Annotated in this window: 16 protein-coding genes and 1 pseudogene; 3 read left to right on the top strand and 14 right to left on the bottom strand. The window is 57.9% G+C overall.

The genetic code is table 11. The annotated features are described in order from the left end of the window. Positions 1-31: 31 nt before the first annotated feature. The 8 genes and pseudogenes from modA to DIT72_RS03610 form a co-directional block, all read right to left on the bottom strand. Positions 32-787 (bottom strand): molybdate ABC transporter substrate-binding protein, encoded by a 756-nt coding sequence (gene modA / locus DIT72_RS03645; protein WP_135953824.1) that lies wholly within the window; start codon positions 785-787, stop codon positions 32-34. Positions 788-930: 143 nt separating this feature from the next. Next, positions 931-1305: a winged helix-turn-helix domain-containing protein gene (locus DIT72_RS03640; RefSeq protein ID WP_135953823.1), complete on the bottom strand. Its 375-nt coding sequence runs from the start codon at positions 1303-1305 to the stop codon at positions 931-933. 56 nt (positions 1306-1361) lie between these two features. Further along, a pseudogene (locus DIT72_RS03635) lies at positions 1362-1814 on the bottom strand (sterol desaturase family protein); the annotation flags it as partial. A gap of 36 nt (positions 1815-1850) precedes the next feature. Further along, on the bottom strand, positions 1851-2588 hold the full coding sequence (locus DIT72_RS03630) for a glutathione S-transferase family protein (RefSeq protein WP_135953822.1): 738 nt from the start codon (positions 2586-2588) through the stop codon (positions 1851-1853). A gap of 123 nt (positions 2589-2711) precedes the next feature. After that, on the bottom strand, positions 2712-3575 hold the full coding sequence (locus tag DIT72_RS03625; RefSeq protein WP_135953821.1) for a substrate-binding periplasmic protein: 864 nt from the start codon (positions 3573-3575) through the stop codon (positions 2712-2714). A 90-nt stretch (positions 3576-3665) separates the two neighbouring features. Beyond that, complete coding sequence (locus tag DIT72_RS03620; RefSeq protein ID WP_135953820.1) at positions 3666-4724, bottom strand: quaternary amine ABC transporter ATP-binding protein; 1059 nt, start codon at positions 4722-4724, stop codon at positions 3666-3668. A gap of 11 nt (positions 4725-4735) precedes the next feature. After that, the gene (locus DIT72_RS03615; RefSeq protein WP_135953819.1) at positions 4736-5770 is read right to left on the bottom strand and encodes an ABC transporter permease; all 1035 of its coding nucleotides are present in this window, start codon (positions 5768-5770) and stop codon (positions 4736-4738) included. Positions 5771-5879: 109 nt separating this feature from the next. Beyond that, positions 5880-6848, bottom strand: a complete 969-nt coding sequence (locus DIT72_RS03610) for an ABC transporter substrate-binding protein (protein WP_135953818.1) — start codon at positions 6846-6848, stop codon at positions 5880-5882. A gap of 379 nt (positions 6849-7227) precedes the next feature. On the opposite strand from DIT72_RS03610, the gene DIT72_RS03605 reads away from it, so the two are divergent. From DIT72_RS03605 to DIT72_RS03595, 3 genes are all read left to right on the top strand, one after another. Continuing rightward, complete coding sequence (locus DIT72_RS03605; RefSeq protein WP_135953817.1) at positions 7228-7962, top strand: alpha/beta fold hydrolase; 735 nt, start codon at positions 7228-7230, stop codon at positions 7960-7962. Positions 7963-8052: 90 nt separating this feature from the next. Then, positions 8053-8670, top strand: a complete 618-nt coding sequence (locus DIT72_RS03600) for a glutathione S-transferase family protein (protein WP_135953816.1) — start codon at positions 8053-8055, stop codon at positions 8668-8670. Positions 8671-8674: 4 nt separating this feature from the next. After that, positions 8675-9283, top strand: coding sequence for a DUF4202 domain-containing protein (locus DIT72_RS03595; RefSeq protein WP_135953815.1), 609 nt, complete (start codon positions 8675-8677; stop codon positions 9281-9283). A 140-nt stretch (positions 9284-9423) separates the two neighbouring features. On the opposite strand, the gene trpC is transcribed toward DIT72_RS03595, so the two are convergent. The 6 genes from trpC to rpe form a co-directional block, all read right to left on the bottom strand. Further along, entirely contained in the window at positions 9424-10233 is an 810-nt protein-coding gene (trpC, locus tag DIT72_RS03590) for an indole-3-glycerol phosphate synthase TrpC (RefSeq protein WP_135953814.1), read from the bottom strand. A 166-nt stretch (positions 10234-10399) separates the two neighbouring features. Beyond that, positions 10400-11428, bottom strand: a complete 1029-nt coding sequence (trpD, locus tag DIT72_RS03585; RefSeq protein WP_135953813.1) for an anthranilate phosphoribosyltransferase — start codon at positions 11426-11428, stop codon at positions 10400-10402. A 148-nt stretch (positions 11429-11576) separates the two neighbouring features. Further along, a complete protein-coding gene (locus tag DIT72_RS03580) occupies positions 11577-12155 on the bottom strand; it encodes an aminodeoxychorismate/anthranilate synthase component II (protein WP_135953812.1) in 579 nt (192 codons plus the stop codon). Between the two features lie 16 nt (positions 12156-12171). After that, positions 12172-13659: an anthranilate synthase component I gene (gene trpE, locus DIT72_RS03575; protein WP_135953811.1), complete on the bottom strand. Its 1488-nt coding sequence runs from the start codon at positions 13657-13659 to the stop codon at positions 12172-12174. A gap of 178 nt (positions 13660-13837) precedes the next feature. After that, entirely contained in the window at positions 13838-14527 is a 690-nt protein-coding gene (locus tag DIT72_RS03570; protein WP_135953810.1) for a phosphoglycolate phosphatase, read from the bottom strand. Beyond that, positions 14524-15210, bottom strand: a complete 687-nt coding sequence (gene rpe, locus DIT72_RS03565) for a ribulose-phosphate 3-epimerase (RefSeq protein WP_135953809.1) — start codon at positions 15208-15210, stop codon at positions 14524-14526. Before rpe ends, DIT72_RS03570 begins: the two co-directional genes overlap by 4 nt. Between the last annotated feature and the right edge of the window lie 60 nt (positions 15211-15270).

Below are 15270 nucleotides of genomic sequence, written 5' to 3'. Positions count from 1 at the left end.
CTTGAGTGCGTAGTGACGCGTTCCCTTTCCGTTACTCGGGCATCACGAATCCATAGCGCTCCATGATCTGGTGCGCTGCGTCGGTCTCCATGTAATGTGCGAAGTCCGCTACTGGCGGCTTGTTGTCCCCGCGCTTTGTGACGATATAGCCCTGCGTTAACGGATTGTGGAGCTTTTCATCAATGAGATGGTGTGGGTGCCTGGCCATATCAGGAAACTTCGCTAGCGACAGCGCGATGATGCCAACGTCCGCAGCGCCGGATTCGACCATCTGCGCGGTATGGGCGATGTTTTCACCAAACACCAGTTTCGGCTGTACCGCCTCCCATGCGCCCGTTGCCCGCAGCGCCTCCTGTGCGCGCAGGCCGTAGGGGGCATGCGAGGGTTGGGCGATGGCGATGCGCCTGATGTGTGGCTCGGTGGGCAGCTCCCCTAACGTGAGTTCCGATGCATCCAGCGTGTTGCTCCAGATCACGATGCGGCCGATGGCGTAGATGGCCGGATCGGTGGCCGTGAAGCCCTCTGCCTTGAGCCTTTGCGGGAATGAGATGTCCGCGGAGAAAAAGAGGTCATATGGAGCACCGTTCATGATCTGTGTCGTCATCTTGCCTGATGAGCCATAGACCACCGCGATCTCGTGTTCAGGATGATCGTGGCGATAAACCTCAAGAATATCGTCAAGTGCAAAGCGCAAGTCGGAGGCCGCTGCTATGGTGAACTTGTCGGCATGGGCGGCCATAGCGAACAGTAGCGACCAGGTGAGCAATAAGGGGCGCAGCAGTTTCATGGCTGAGTTCCTTTCATTGGGCAGTGGCACACAAGAGCCCGCCATACTATGTTTTGTCGTTTTCTCGGGTTCGCTACAGCGTTAAGTCAAAAAAGACATAACGCGAAGTGTAGCGCAACTCGGGTACCAGTATATGACGAAAATCAAAATTGGCAGCAGTTGGCCAGCCTGCGCAGCGCTTCCAACTCGGGTGCGGCCTCAGTGTTGAGGCGTTCTTCCAGTGCGTCGTAAGCGACCACCAGTTCCTGCCCGAGGGTGGTCAGGGATGCGCCACCACCACCTTTGCCACCCGTTGCAGTTGCCACAACCGGCTGGCCAAATCCTTCGTTCAAGGTGTTGATCAGTAGCCAGGCACGCTTGTAAGGAATGCCGAGCGAACGGGCCGCGGCCGCCATGGAGCGTGTCACGCCGACCGCGCGCAGCAGGTCAATCTTGCCGGGCCCGACGGTGATGCCGTCGCCAATGTAGAGACGCGGCCGGACCAGAACGGCACAGGGTTTGCTTTTTTCAGGACTCATACGATAGATGCTATCGGAAACGGCCGGTTATCCCAAGCTCCCCGGGATTTGTGCGCCTATTCCACGTCTCTGTCCCATTCCGGCGGTTTCCACAGATGCTTCAGACGTGAAAGCAGGCCACCTCCAGGTCGGGCGATGGCCCTGAACAGATCCATGTATTCATGGGTCCACAGCACCAGAAGATTATTGGAATGCACCGGGCGGGTGATGCCGTACTCCGGCGGTGCCTGTTCATCCTCGGCCACGAAGGTGCCGAACAGCCGGTCGCAGACTATCAACGTGCCGCCGTAGTTGCGGTCGATGTAGCCCGGATTGCGGCCGTGGTGAACCCGGTGATGGCTTGGCGTACTGAACACCGCTTCCACCCAGCGTGGCAATTGGCTCACGAGGGTAGTGTGAATGAAGAACCGGTAAACCAGTGACAGGGCGTAGGCAATGCCGATCCACACCGGATTGAAACCGATAAACGCGAGGGGCAGGTAGAACATCCACATGCCATTAAAAATATTAGTGGCGTTCTGCCGGCAGGGAACGGCGGCAGACGCTCAGCGATTAGCGGCGTAGAGCTTCTCCAGGGGCTGGATCTGCGGCTGCCACTGATCCAGCCAGACCTTGATGTCGCGGGGGATTCTGGCCGGTTTGGGCCAGGGAACCGGGTATTGCCCGGGCTGGAACATGGGCGCAAACAGCGCCGCAGCGGCGAGATCTGCGCGGGAGAAGCTGTCGCCCGCGAGGAAGGGTTTCTCCTGGTACGCATGGGCCAGTTCTGTCAGGTAGGCTTCCATGGTTTCCCGTGACCGTTCTGCTGTCTTTTCATTGATTTTCATCCACTTGCGCATGATCTCATCTACCCGGCTGAAAGCCAGTTTCAGCAGAATCCGGTTGTAGAAGGGGGTGCCTGCGGCCAGCAGGGGCACCACTACCCTGGGACGCTGCAGAAAATGGTGGTAGGAATAGCAGCGCACGGCAGGCCCTACTTCATCATCCAGCCGCTGCTCCCAGGCCAGAGCAACTTGGCGGGCTTCGGGGTCCGCCGGTGTCAGCGCATTGTCGGGGAAGGTTTCATCAAGGTAGTCGATGATTTCCCTGGATCCCTGAACCCGGTGGCCGTCATGATCCAGCACCGGTACTGACGACTCCCTGCCGGTGAGTTTGCGAATGGTTTTTACGTGCTGGCCGGGCAAAAGGCTGATGGTCTCGTAGCTCAGCCCTTTATAATCCAGTGCCCAGCGAACCTTCTCGCAGTAATGGGATATTGCAAACTGGTATAGTTTGATGGCCATGACGTTGTGTGCTCCAGAATTCCAATGGCCTAAGCGTAATGCTTTAACGCGGGAAATGGTAACGGACCGCTTTGAATTCCACGGACGTGGTCAGCTGCTGATGACAGCCCTGACCACAGTATATCAGGGTGATTGACTTCGCAGCGTGAGCCCGTAGTTGTCGAAGATCTGCTGGGCGCGGCCATCCTCAATCCGCTGACGGGTGCCGTCCGAAAGCAGTTGTGCCAGCTTTTTCGCATCTTTCCGCGCCGGGGAGAACGCTACAAAGGTGTCGGACCCGTCAATCAGTCCCGCTTCGCGGGGCCGGTTGTCGGTCTTTCCGGTACTCATGGCCCACCAGTCCATGACGTACCTGTCTTCAACGAAAATGTCCGTGCGAACCTGGTCCAGGAGTTCGATGGCCCGGTTCAGTGGGGATGGGCCGGAAATCACCCATACCTTCTCCTGGTCAGCCTGATGCTGCCTGATGTAGCTGTCCAGAACTTCGGTGTACGAGTACCCGTTGATTACCAGCAGCTGCTGGCCTTCCAGGGATTCAATGCCGCTGTAATGCCAGGTGTTGTCCGGATGAGTGAACAGTGCAACGGATGAGTGACCCTGGGGAGTGTCGGGGAAAACCAAATCCGGTGCGTCGGTGATGAAGGCGCCGACCACCGCGTCCAGTTGGCCTTCGCGGGTCATCTGCAGAGCTCTTGCCCAACTCAGGTTGATGTACTCCACGGTGTAACCTGCCTCGGCAAGGATGTCGCGGGCAAGATCTACCAGGTACCCCTCGTGATCACTTCCGGCTTCACAGTTGTGCGGGCACCGGGGGGCGGCCGCGATCACTATGGTGTCTGCCCGTCCCCCGGTTATGGAGAGGGATGCCTGTTCACCGGCAGAAAACCCGCTGGAGGTTTGCGCAACCGCATCAACCGGGTCGCCATCCGGCTGAGAGCAGCCTGTAAGGAGTATTGCCGCAAATATTATAACGACAGGTCTGGACATGATCGTTGTCCGGGGGGCACCGCGGGAATACGGCTACCATTGAATCATAGTCCCCTGTCTGTGGTTTTGTCATCTGTTCAGAACGCCGGATCAGTAGCGGCTTCGCGCATCACCCTCGGAGGTGTCCAGCGGTACAAGTGCCTTGACCAGTTCCTTCATCTCAAGGACGCCCACCTGTTTGCCTTTTCTGACCACGCGATAGACAAGGTCGGTGTCGCCATCAGACCGGCCTATCACGGATTCCAGGTTTTCGCGTTCGGAAATATCGCCGGCACACTTCTCCGGCGCTTCGGTGGTTTTCTTCATGATCGAGCGTACACGCAGGACGCGGGCGCGGTTGATGTCGCTGATGAAGTCGGTGATGTAGGGGTCGTTGGGATTCATAAGGATTTCCTGGGGTTCGCCCTGCTGGACGATGTGGCCATCCTTGAGGATGACCAGGTGATCCGCCAGTTTCAGGGATTCGTCCAGATCGTGGGTGATGAACACAACGGTTTTCTGCAGCTCGTCCTGCAGTTCCAGCAGCAGGTCCTGCATGTCGGAGCGAATCAGCGGGTCCAGTGCCGAAAAGGCCTCGTCCATCAGCATGATGGGTGAGTTCGATGCCAGCGCACGGGCAATCCCCACGCGTTGTTGCATGCCGCCGGAGAGCTGATGCGGGTATTGATATTCATTGCCTTCCAGGCCTACCCGGGCAAGCCATTTTTTTGCTTCGCCTTCGAATTCGTTTGCGGAGTAACCCCGGACCAGCAGCGCCATACCGGCATTTTCCAATACTGTCTTGTGGGGCAGCAGCGCAAACTTCTGGAAAACCATCGACATCCGTTCCCGCCGGAGTTTCCTCAGTTGGTCCTCGTTGAATCGCAGCACGTCCTCGCCATCCACCTGCACCTCACCCGCGGTGGGTTCGATCAGCCGGTTCAGATGGCGTATCAGCGTGGACTTGCCGGAGCCGGAGAGCCCCATAATGACGGTAATCTCGCCTTCATGCATATCCACGTTGATGTCCTGGAGGCCCAGTACATGGTGGTGTTTCTCCAGCAGTTCAGCCTTGCCCATCCCGCCGCGTACGTGCTCCAGCGCAGCTACCGGATCAGGGCCGAAGATCTTGTACAGGTTCCGGATGGAAATCTTGATATTCCGGTCCACAATTCGCTCCCTTACTGATTTTGTGAGGCGTTGATCCGCGCCAGTGAGGCCTTGGTTACCCGGTCAAGGATAACCGCCAGGATAACGATACCCAGGCCGGCAACGAGCCCGACGCCGAGTTCCAGGTTGCGAATGCCCTGAAGCACCAGCACCCCGAGCCCCGGTGCCGAGACCAGGGAGGCAATGACTACCATGGCAAGACTCATCATGATGGTCTGGTTCACCCCCGCCATGATGTTGGGCAGTGCCAGAGGAATCTGGACCTTGAACAGTTTTTGATGGCTGGTCATGCCGAAGGCGTCAGCGGCTTCAATCACGTCCTTGTCCACCAGACGGATGCCCAGGTTGGTGAGGCGGATAACCGGCACAATGGCGTAGAGAATAATGGCGATGCCATACAACTTGGATTCGGTCACGCTGAACAGGAAAATCAGCGGAATGAGATACACAAAGGGTGGCAGTGTCTGCAGCATATCCAGCACGGGAACCGTCAGGCGCTGCATCATGTTACTGCGGGACATGGCTATGCCGATGGGCACCCCGAACAGCACGCACAGGAAGGCACACACAAAGATGATGGCAAGTGTCTCCATGGCGTAACGGTAGTAGTCGATAAAGGCCAGCAGGCACAGGCTCACTGCGACGAAGCCAACCAGTTTCCAGGATTTGGTAACAAAGAAAACCACGGCCAGGAGTATCGGTATGACGATCCACCAGGGCGTATTCAGCATGCCGTAGAGTGTGCCGTCCAGAGCCCAGCTCAGGGGCTGGGTCAAAGGATCCAGAACAACGCTCAGACTGTCCTTGATGGACAGAAAGCCCTCTTCAAGACCCTTTGTAAGTTCCCGGGATTTGGGGAAAGCCGCACAGGACTCATTGAGCGCGTTCATGGAGGGAAAAGGGGTATCCCAGAGGGATTCGGGTTCACCGGTTGTTCCCTGGGTTTTCTGCAGTAATGCAGCCATCGACATGGGCGCGTCGCTTTGTCCTTCTGCACACCAGTCTTCCAGTCCCAGTGATGAAAATATGAAATCGTAGGCAGCCATTAGCGGTAGGTTCCCGTCGCATTCAGGTAAGTAAAGCTCATTTCGGGTTTTTCGTTAGGGATTTGACAGGGGCCGGGGAGGGCCGGCCCCTGTCAGGGTAGGCGAGCGTTTACTCGCCCATTACCGCAGCGAGGCGTTTCCTGGCTGAATCGTTCAGCCAGCTTGACCACTCGTCACTGTTGTTACTCAGGTAATACACGGCTGCTTCTTCAGCAGAGGCATTATTGGAATCCATCCACGCCAGCAGTTGGCTCATGGTTTCCGTCTTGAACGTCATGTGACTGAGCATTTCCGCCACTTCCGGCTGGCGATCCTGGAAGTCGGTGGTGATGGACGTCAGAACTGTTGCCGCAGGGAAGTCAGACACACCCGGATTCTCTGTATCCTGGCTCTGGTTGCGGGTGTGGACTTCGGGTTTGTACTCTCCCAGATCAACGCGGGTCATGTCGTATTTGCCCAGTGGCACGGTCGGGCCCCAGTAGTAGCCGAACCAGGGTTCCTCGGACTGGACCGCTGAGGCCATGGAGGAAGCCAGCGTCTCACCGGAGCCGTGGTTGAATACCTCAATGCCGGCGCTTTCCAGATCGAGCGCTTCGATCAGATTGTCGTTGACTACACGGCAGCCCCAGCCACTGGGGCAGTTGTTAAACTGATTGCCCACCAGTTCGGGATTTTCCATGACCCCTTCGATGGTGGTCAGCTCCGGGTGCTCCTCGGCCAGGTAGGTCGGAATCCACCAGCCTTCAACACCACCCGGGTCCAGCACCTCTGCTACGCGCTCGATCTTGCCCTGCTCTTCCAGTTCCAGGTAAGCCTCGCCGGCAGAGTTGAGCCACAGCTCGGTGACAATGTCCGGCTCACCGTTTTCCGCGACCGAGGTAACGGCCGGAACAGTGTCCGAAGGAACCACAGTTACGTCACAACCGTAGCCCTGCTCCATGATGAATTTGGCCACGCCGGTGACAACGGCATTGGAGGCCCAGCCCATTTCAGTGATTGAGACTTCGTCGCATTCAGCCTGGGCAAGTGCGGGAACGGACATCGCGCACAGCAGCGCGACAGGCGTTAGTTTACGCATGGTTGGTTATCCTTCTGGTTTTTTAAAATACGTGGGAAAGCAACCGCCCGAGGGGTACGGAAGACCGCTCGACAAGTGAAGGCATTGAATTGGTTGTGCGTTAAAAAGACAAGACAAACGGTACAGCCTCGGTTACTACGTATCTGCAAGAGTAACGCTCTGAGCGGGAGTTACAAGCTATTAATGTAAAATGATACCCACAAAGAGCGATTTATTGCCTCAATTCCCGACCTCGCAGGGGGCATCGGGAATTCACCGGACCTTTATCGGTTTTCCCGTCAGCACCGCTGTCAGCCATGGAAGCGGTTGCTGCGGGAAGATCGGGAGTCCATGCTTGGGGAGGCGCTATCGCTCACTGATACGGGAATCTTCACCAACGATGCACTGGATTCTGTTACGTGGACTCACCCGGGAGCAATCACACTGGGGCAAGTTTCCACGGTTGCTTGCAGATGCTTTCCCTGGACAACATTTTCATCTGGTGGATCTTCCGGGTACTGGCGTGCATTTCAATGATCCCTGTCCAGAGAGCATTGCTGCCATTCGCGAGAGAGTCAGGCTCAGCGTCGGACATATTCCCGGTCCCTACAGCCTGCTGGGGCTCTCCATTGGGGGGATGGTCGCGCTGGACTGGGCGCAGCATGCGCTGCCGGGAGAAATCCAGAATCTGGTACTGATCAATACCAGTTCAGCCTTCAGCCGGCCGTGGCACAGGATGAAACCGCGCGCTTGGCCCCGTATTGTCCGGCTGTTATCCCGCCGTGAACTGTTTGATCGCGAAGCGGATATCCTGCGGCTGAGCTGCAACCGGCCAGTCAGTCTGCAGACCGTGAAACACTGGTACAGTATCCAGCGCCAGCGCCCGGTCAGTTTCAGAACTGCCTGGACCCAACTGAAAGCCGCAGCCACTTTCAGGCCGGTTCCTGATCGGCCGCTGCCGGATGCCCTGCTGCTGGCCAGCGAGGGTGACCGCATTGTCCACTGGCAATGCAGTAAAGCGTTTGAACAGCGCTGGCAGTGGACGCTGAAAGTGCATCCCTCCGCGGGCCATGACCTGCCTCTGGATGACCCGCAATGGATCATCCGTCAGATGAAAAGCTGGTTGCCCCGGTGATCGCGGTTGCTCGACGCAACTGTTCTTCCGCGTCAGTCTCCTATACGATTTATCAATGCCTTTCGATAATCATGTATGGAGCCAGTACTAATGAAAATTCTTGAGACCAAAACCGCGCCGAACCCCCGCCGTGTGCGCATGTTCATGTCTGAAAAGGGATTGCTGGATCAGGCGGAGTTTGTCGAGGTCGATATCCTCAAAGGGGAGAACCTCACGCCGGATTACGTTGCCAAAAATCCTATGAAGAAGGTACCGGTGATGGAACTGGATGACGGCACCTGCATTGCCGAAACCATGGCCATCTGCCGTTATTTCGAGGAAAGCTACCCGGATACCCCGACCCTGCTGGGCGATACGCCGGTGGAGAAAGCGCTGGTGGAGCAATGGCTGCGCTGGATCGAGTTTTCATTTTTCATGCCTACCGGTATGTGTTTCCAGCACACCACTGGTTACTTCAAGGACCGCATGAACCCGATCAGGGAATGGGGTGAGGAGTGCCGTACTACCGTGGAGAAGTTCATGCATTTCCTCGATAAACAGCTGGATGGCAGGGAATACATCTGTTGCGACCGCTTTACCGCAGCCGACATCAATGCCTTTACCACAGTGGCTTTCGCCCGCGTGGTAGACATTCGCATCAAGCCTGAACAGACCAACCTCCAGGCCTGGTACGATCGCATCAAGCAGCGTCCGTCAGCGCAGGTGTGACCTGATGACTCAACCGACCCTTTTGGCCTGTGCTCTGGATAAAATTGATGCCGCCAACCGGGCAGATCCCAACTGCGAGCAACTGGACGGTCAATCCCTGCCCAAGGAGTATGCTTACAGCCAACACATGACCCGTTGGCTGTTCGAGCTTGAGCCGCAACCTTCCGAGCGCATGCAGATCGCCTGCCGCGCCCAGCACATTGAGCGCTGGACCATGCCCCGCCGCGATTTCCCGGAAGGCCGCAAGGCCTACTATGAATGGCGCCAGGCCTGTGGTCGCATGCATGGCCGCCGTGCGGCGGAGATCATGGCTGAATGCGGATATCCGGAGGATGAATGTAAGCGGGTGGAGACCATTCTGACCAAGCGGGAGCTGCGCAAGGATGGGGACACCCAGTTACTGGAAGATGTGGCCTGCATGGTGTTTCTTGAGCGTTATTTTGCGGATTTCTACGAACAGAATGCCGACTATGACCGGGAGAAATGGCTGCGAATTGTCCGCCGCACGTGGGGCAAGATGTCGCCAAGGGGGCACGAGGCTGCCCTGAAGCTGGCCGAGGGGATGCCGGTGCATTTGCTGGCGTTGCTGCAGGAGGCTTTGGCGCAAAATTAATCCGTGCCCAAGTCAGCGGGCATGGGTCTCCAAAATACGCTGTGAATACGTCCCTGTACGCTCGGCTCCGCCATCCATGGCTACGCACCATTTTGGCGACCCATGCCCGCTGACTTGTTCGAGCTTTATGATAAGCCCTCTTAGAAAAACAGCTCTTCCAGTTTTTTGCCAGGCTCCTGGGCACGCATGAAAGACTCGCCCACCAGAAAGCCGTAAATACCGCGATCAGTCATCGCGGTGACATCATCACGGGTCATGATGCCGCTCTCGGTGATGGTCAGGCGGTCGGCAGAGATCCTTTCGTGCAGTTCGAAAGTGGTATCCAGCGAGACATCGAAGGTGTGCAGGTCGCGGTTGTTGATGCCCACCAGTGGCGTGGACAGGGTCAGGGCGTCGCCCAGTTCCTCTCCGTCATGTACCTCCACCAGTACATCCAGCCCGATTTCATGGGCGATGCCTTCCAGTTCCTGCATCTGGTTCCTGGTCAGGCAGGCGGCGATCAGCAGGATGCAGTCGGCGCCAATGGCACGGCTTTCGTACACCTGGTAGGGCGCGACCATGAAGTCCTTGCGGATTACCGGCAGGCTGCAGGCGGCACGGGCGGCTTTCAGATAGTCTTCATGGCCCTGGAAGAAGTCTTTGTCAGTGAGCACTGACAGGCACGCCGCGCCGCCTTTTTCGTAGCTTTCCGCTATGGCTTCGGGCACAAACGGATCGCGGAGTATGCCTTTGCTGGGGGAGGCTTTCTTGATCTCGGCAATGACCGCGGGCGTTCGTTGTTCGATGCGGCTGCGTAAAGCGTCCGCAAAACCCCGTGCTGGCGGTTGGTCGCCAGCCATGGCTCTCAGGTCACCACTGGAAACCTTGCGCTTGCGCTCATCAATTTCCTCCCATTTCCGGTCAACGATTTTCCTCAGAATGGTGGGAGTCTTATCCAAATGTCTGCTCATTTTTCTGACTCTGGTGCCAGAGCAGTCGGGGCATCACCTGCCAAAACACGCCCGTGAATACGTCCCTGTAGGGCTCGGTCGCGCCATCCCTGGCGCTCCACGGTTTTGTCAGGCGATGCCCCGACTGCTCATCAGGTTATGGAGTTGCCTTTCCAGACATGGGTGGTTAAAAACATTGAGAAAAATCCGCCAGCTCGGACATTTTGCCCGCGGCAAGGCCGGAGCCCATGGCGTCCAGGGCCATCTCAACGCCTTCCCGGGGAGTTCTGGCCAATCCGGCAACATAGATTGCTGCGCCGGCGTTCAGGGCAATGAGGTCGCGGGCTTTCTCGGTCATTTCATCGTGGTCACGGCCAAAAGCGGCCCTGATCAGTCGCAATGAGTCCTCAGCGGTATCGACGGTCAGACCGACCAGTGTCTGACTTTTGATGCCAAGATCTTCCGGGGTAATATCGTATTCGGTGACTTCACCGTTTTTCAGTTCCGCCACATGAGTCGGACTTGCCAGGCTGATTTCGTCCAGACCGTCTTTCGAGTGCACTACCATGATATGTTCGGCGCCCAGGCGCTGCAGAACCTCTGCCATAGGTCGGCACAGTTCTTTTGTGAACACACCGATCAACTGATGTTTGACGCTGGCCGGGTTGGTCATGGGGCCGAGAATATTGAAGATGGTACGACAGCCCAGCTCTTTGCGTGGGCCGATGGCGTGTTTCATGGCCCCGTGGTGAGCGGGCGCGAACATGAAGCCGACGCCAATCTCTTCCACGCAACGGGCCACTTCTTCCGGGGCCATTTGCAGGTTGATGCCAAGATTCTCCAGCAGATCCGCGCTGCCGCTTTTGGACGATACAGCGCGGTTACCATGCTTTGCCACAAAGCCGCCTGCCGCTGCAACCACAAAAGCCGCGGCCGTGGACACGTTGAACAGGTTAGCCCCGTCGCCTCCGGTACCGACGATGTCTACCAGCGGCTCGGCCTTGACCGTTACCCGGGTTACCAGCTCCCGCATGACTTCGGTGGCACCGGTGATCTCGTCGATGGTTTCACTCTTCAGGCGCAGCCCCATAAGAAAGGCCCCGATCTGCGCATCAGTGGCTTCGCCTTTCATGACGATGCGCATGACGTCCTTCATTTCCTCGGTGGACAGGTCCAGGTTGGAGGCAATGCGGTTCAGTGCTTCTTTCATGTCCATTAACGGGCCTCTTGGGTCGATCTGCTTTTTGTCTTCTGTGTTTGGGTCTAGCTTAGCAATTTCCTGCCGGGTGTAGGGCGTGTTTGGGGAACCCTCTCCCCATCAACGTCCGGAGTCAGTGCCAGGCTCCAAAGCCACCAAAACAAAACTAACTTCTAAGAAAGTTCCGCAACAACTCATGGCCCTGCTCAGTCATGATGGATTCAGGATGGAACTGAACCCCCTCAATGGGCAGAGTCTTATGGCGAACCCCCATGATCTCCTCTACTGAGCCATCCTCATTGCGAGTCCAGGCAGTCACTTCCAGGCAATCCGGCAAAGTATCCTTGTCGATCACCAGGCTGTGATAGCGGGTTGCCTGCAGCGGATTGCTCAGGCCCCGGAACACGCCCTGGTCTTTGTGGTAGACGGGTGACACCTTGCCGTGCATCACCCGCCCGGCGCGGATTACATCGCCCCCGTACACCTGGCCGATGGCCTGGTGGCCCAGGCACACGCCGAGAATTGGCAGCTTGCCGGCGAAATGGCGGATGGCGGCCATGGAAATGCCGGCCTCGTTGGGTGTGCAGGGGCCTGGCGAGATCACCAGGCGCTCCGGTTCCAGGGCCTCGATCTGCTCTACCGTGATCTGGTCGTTGCGGTACACATGGACATCCGCACCCAGCTCGGCGAGGTATTGCACCACGTTGTAGGTGAAGGAATCGTAGTTATCGATCATCAGTAACATAATCTGTTCCTCCGCCTCAGTGGTCGAAATCGTTGTAGGTCATGGCCACCGCGCGGAAAATTGCACGGCCCTTGTTCATGGTTTCCTTCCACTCCAGGCTGGGTACCGAATCGGCTACCACCCCTGCACCGGCCTGGATATGCAGGGTATTGTCCTTGATCACGGCAGTGCGGATGGCAATGGCGGTATCCATATTGCCATTGAACGACAGGTAACCCACGGCACCGCCATAGACGCCCCGCTTCACCGGTTCCAGTTCGTCGATGATTTCCATGGCACGGATCTTGGGAGCGCCGCTGAGAGTTCCGGCGGGCAGGGTGGCCCGCAGCACATCCAGGCAACTGGTGTTCTCTTTCAGACGGCCGGTGACGTTGGAGACAATGTGCATCACGTGGGAGTAACGCTCCACGATCATTCTGTCGGTCAGCTTCACGGTGCCGGTTTCCGATACTCGTCCCGCGTCGTTGCGGCCCAGGTCGATCAGCATCAGGTGCTCGGCGATTTCCTTGGGATCGGCCAGCAATTCGGTTTCCAGCGCCCTGTCCTCGGCATCGGTGGCGCCGCGCTTGCGGGTGCCGGCGATGGGGCGCACGGTGACTTCCCCGTCTTCCACCCGTGCCAGGATTTCCGGTGAGGAGCCGACGATATGGAAGTCGTCCAGATCCAGGAAATACATGTAGGGGGAGGGGTTCAGTACCCGTAGCGAGCGGTACAGGTTCAGCGGTGGTGCCTCGAACGGGATGGACATGCGCTGGGAGATGACGGTCTGCATCACGTCGCCGTCCAGCACGTATTCCTTGATTTTGCCCACCGCCGCTTCAAATTTTTCCTGGTTGAAGCCGGAAATGAAGTCGCTCTCGTCCACCGGCTTGCCGCGCAGATAGTCCGGCGTACGGGGGGCATCTGCGGTCTGGCGATGCAGGCGTGATTCCAGTTCATCGATGCGCTGCATGGCCTGCTCGTAGGCGCCTTCCCGGCTGGGGTCGGCATGGACGATCAGATGCAGCTTGCCACGCAGGTTGTCGAACACCACCACCTCATCGGACACCATCAGCAGGATATCGGGAGTGCCGATCCTGTCCGGAGGGCAGGTCCTGCGGAGGCGCTTTTCGATGTAGCGCACGGTGTCATAGCCGAAATAACCCACCAGCCCGCCGTTGAAGCGTGGCAGTTCGTCCAGGTCGGGCGCGTTGAAGCGAGCCTGGTAGTCTTCCACAAAGGCCAGCGGATCGTCCGCGGTGGTTGCCTCCACGACCTTGCCATCGCGGGTAATGGTGATTTCATGGTCGTAGACCTTGAGCACTTCACGACCGGGCAGGCCGATGATGGAATAGCGGCCCCATTTCTCGCCACCCTGTACCGACTCGAACAGGTAGGAGTACGGGCCACTGCCCAGTTTCAGATAGGTACTGAGAGGGGTATCCAGGTCGGCAAGGACTTCGCGGTAGACGGGGATACGGTTAAAGCCGGCCTTGGCGAGCTCGGCGAATTGCTCGGGTGTCATGGTCACGATTCCTGAAATCTGATCTGTTTGGTGGACTTTCGGGCGGCATTCAGCCGGTACGCCATCGCCACCATCGTATTGCGCGGGTTGCCAGTGTGCCTCGCGCTGCAGTCAGACCCGGTCCCTGCACGGCAGGAATCTCCCGAATTGAAGGTTTCAAAATCAACGTCCTGTGAGATTACAAAAGCTGCGCCAGGGAATCAACAACTGCATCCGCTCCCAGCGAATCCACAGGCGCCCCATAGTTGTAGCCGTAACGTACTGCCACCGAGGGAATGCCCGCTGCCAGGGCTGCTTTGATATCAGTGACCGAGTCCCCCACCATGACCGTGGTCCCCCGGGTGCCGCCCAGTTCTGTCATGGCATGGATCAGCGGTTGCGGGTCGGGCTTGCGTACCGGCAGAGTATCCCCGCCAATGCTGATGTCGAAGTAGTGCTCAATGCCCATCGGCTCCAGCAGCGGGGCCACGAACTGTTGCGGCTTGTTGGTGATAATGCCCATGCGGCAGCCGTAGCCGGCCAGCCGGGTCAGACACTCTTCCACACCGTCATAGAGTACGGAGTGCTGGCCGTTGACGTTTTCGTAGGCGTGGTAGAACATCGCCAGGGCATCATTGAACAGCGCATCGTCTTTTTCGCTGGCCGGTTCCCAGTCAGCCTGTCCGGCGAGGGAACGGCGCACCAGCACGCTGGCACCGTTGCCCACCCATTGCCGGACATTGCCGATGCCGGCCTTGCGGCGTCCCAGCTGTTCCAGCATGGAATCAATGGCTGCAGCCAGGTCGGGGGCACTGTCCACCAGGGTGCCGTCCAGATCGAACAGGGCAACCCCCGGCCAGCGCTGGCTGAACAATCCCGCCAGGCTCACTGGCCGGAACCCTTCTGGGCCAGTTCCAGTTCCGCCCGCATCCTGTCGATGGTGGCCTTGTAGTCATCCGTGTTGAAGATGGCGGAGCCAGCGACGAAGGTGTCAGCACCGGCCGCGGCAATCTCGCGGATGTTGTCGGTTTTCACGCCACCGTCGATTTCCAGGCGGATGTTGCGGCCGCTGGTATCAATGCGCTTGCGGGCTTCACGCAGCTTGTCGAGAGTGCCGGGAATGAACTTCTGGCCACCAAAGCCGGGGTTCACCGACATCAGCAGGATCATGTCGAGCCTGTCCATGACATGGTCCATGTAATGCAGTGGCGTGGCCGGGTTGAATACCAGGCCTGCCTTGCACCCGCCTTCACGAATCAGCTGCAGGGAGCGGTCGATGTGATTGGATGCTTCCGGATGAAAGGTGATGTAGCTGGCACCGGCATCGATGAACATGCGGATCAGGTCGTCCACTGGCGACACCATCAGGTGGACGTCGATGGGGGCGGTAACGCCGTGCTTGCGCAGGGCTTCGCAGACCATCGGCCCGATAGTCAGGTTGGGAACATAGTGGTTGTCCATGACATCGAAATGGACAATATCGGCACCAGCGGCCAGGACGTTGTCGACTTCCTCGCCCAGTCGGGCAAAATCGGCTGACAGGATGGACGGGGCAATCTGGTAAGGGTTCATGACGGCTCTCTTGAACGGTTTGATAATGGTATCGATGATGGCGCGCACCACAAAACTGCT

Source organism: Marinobacter orientalis (assembly GCF_004792665.1).
Taxonomy (GTDB): Bacteria; Pseudomonadota; Gammaproteobacteria; order Pseudomonadales; family Oleiphilaceae; genus Marinobacter; species Marinobacter orientalis.
The sequence above is the reverse complement of the archived record's forward strand: the minus strand, read 5'-3'. Positions and strand labels throughout refer to the sequence as shown.

What these genes read in the sequence shown, in the direction of transcription:
- modA (WP_135953824.1), bottom strand. Translation starts at nt 787, where the DNA reads ATGAAACTGCTGCGCCCCTTATTGCTCACCTGGTCGCTACTGTTCGCT.
- DIT72_RS03640 (WP_135953823.1), bottom strand. Translation starts at nt 1,305, where the DNA reads ATGAGTCCTGAAAAAAGCAAACCCTGTGCCGTTCTGGTCCGGCCGCGT.
- DIT72_RS03630 (WP_135953822.1), bottom strand. Translation starts at nt 2,588, where the DNA reads ATGGCCATCAAACTATACCAGTTTGCAATATCCCATTACTGCGAGAAG.
- DIT72_RS03625 (WP_135953821.1), bottom strand. Translation starts at nt 3,575, where the DNA reads ATGTCCAGACCTGTCGTTATAATATTTGCGGCAATACTCCTTACAGGC.
- DIT72_RS03615 (WP_135953819.1), bottom strand. Translation starts at nt 5,770, where the DNA reads ATGGCTGCCTACGATTTCATATTTTCATCACTGGGACTGGAAGACTGG.
- DIT72_RS03610 (WP_135953818.1), bottom strand. Translation starts at nt 6,848, where the DNA reads ATGCGTAAACTAACGCCTGTCGCGCTGCTGTGCGCGATGTCCGTTCCC.
- DIT72_RS03605 (WP_135953817.1), top strand. Translation starts at nt 7,228, where the DNA reads ATGCACTGGATTCTGTTACGTGGACTCACCCGGGAGCAATCACACTGG.
- DIT72_RS03600 (WP_135953816.1), top strand. Translation starts at nt 8,053, where the DNA reads ATGAAAATTCTTGAGACCAAAACCGCGCCGAACCCCCGCCGTGTGCGC.
- DIT72_RS03595 (WP_135953815.1), top strand. Translation starts at nt 8,675, where the DNA reads ATGACTCAACCGACCCTTTTGGCCTGTGCTCTGGATAAAATTGATGCC.
- trpC (WP_135953814.1), bottom strand. Translation starts at nt 10,233, where the DNA reads ATGAGCAGACATTTGGATAAGACTCCCACCATTCTGAGGAAAATCGTT.
- trpD (WP_135953813.1), bottom strand. Translation starts at nt 11,428, where the DNA reads ATGGACATGAAAGAAGCACTGAACCGCATTGCCTCCAACCTGGACCTG.
- DIT72_RS03580 (WP_135953812.1), bottom strand. Translation starts at nt 12,155, where the DNA reads ATGTTACTGATGATCGATAACTACGATTCCTTCACCTACAACGTGGTG.
- trpE (WP_135953811.1), bottom strand. Translation starts at nt 13,659, where the DNA reads ATGACACCCGAGCAATTCGCCGAGCTCGCCAAGGCCGGCTTTAACCGT.
- rpe (WP_135953809.1), bottom strand. Translation starts at nt 15,210, where the DNA reads ATGAACCCTTACCAGATTGCCCCGTCCATCCTGTCAGCCGATTTTGCC.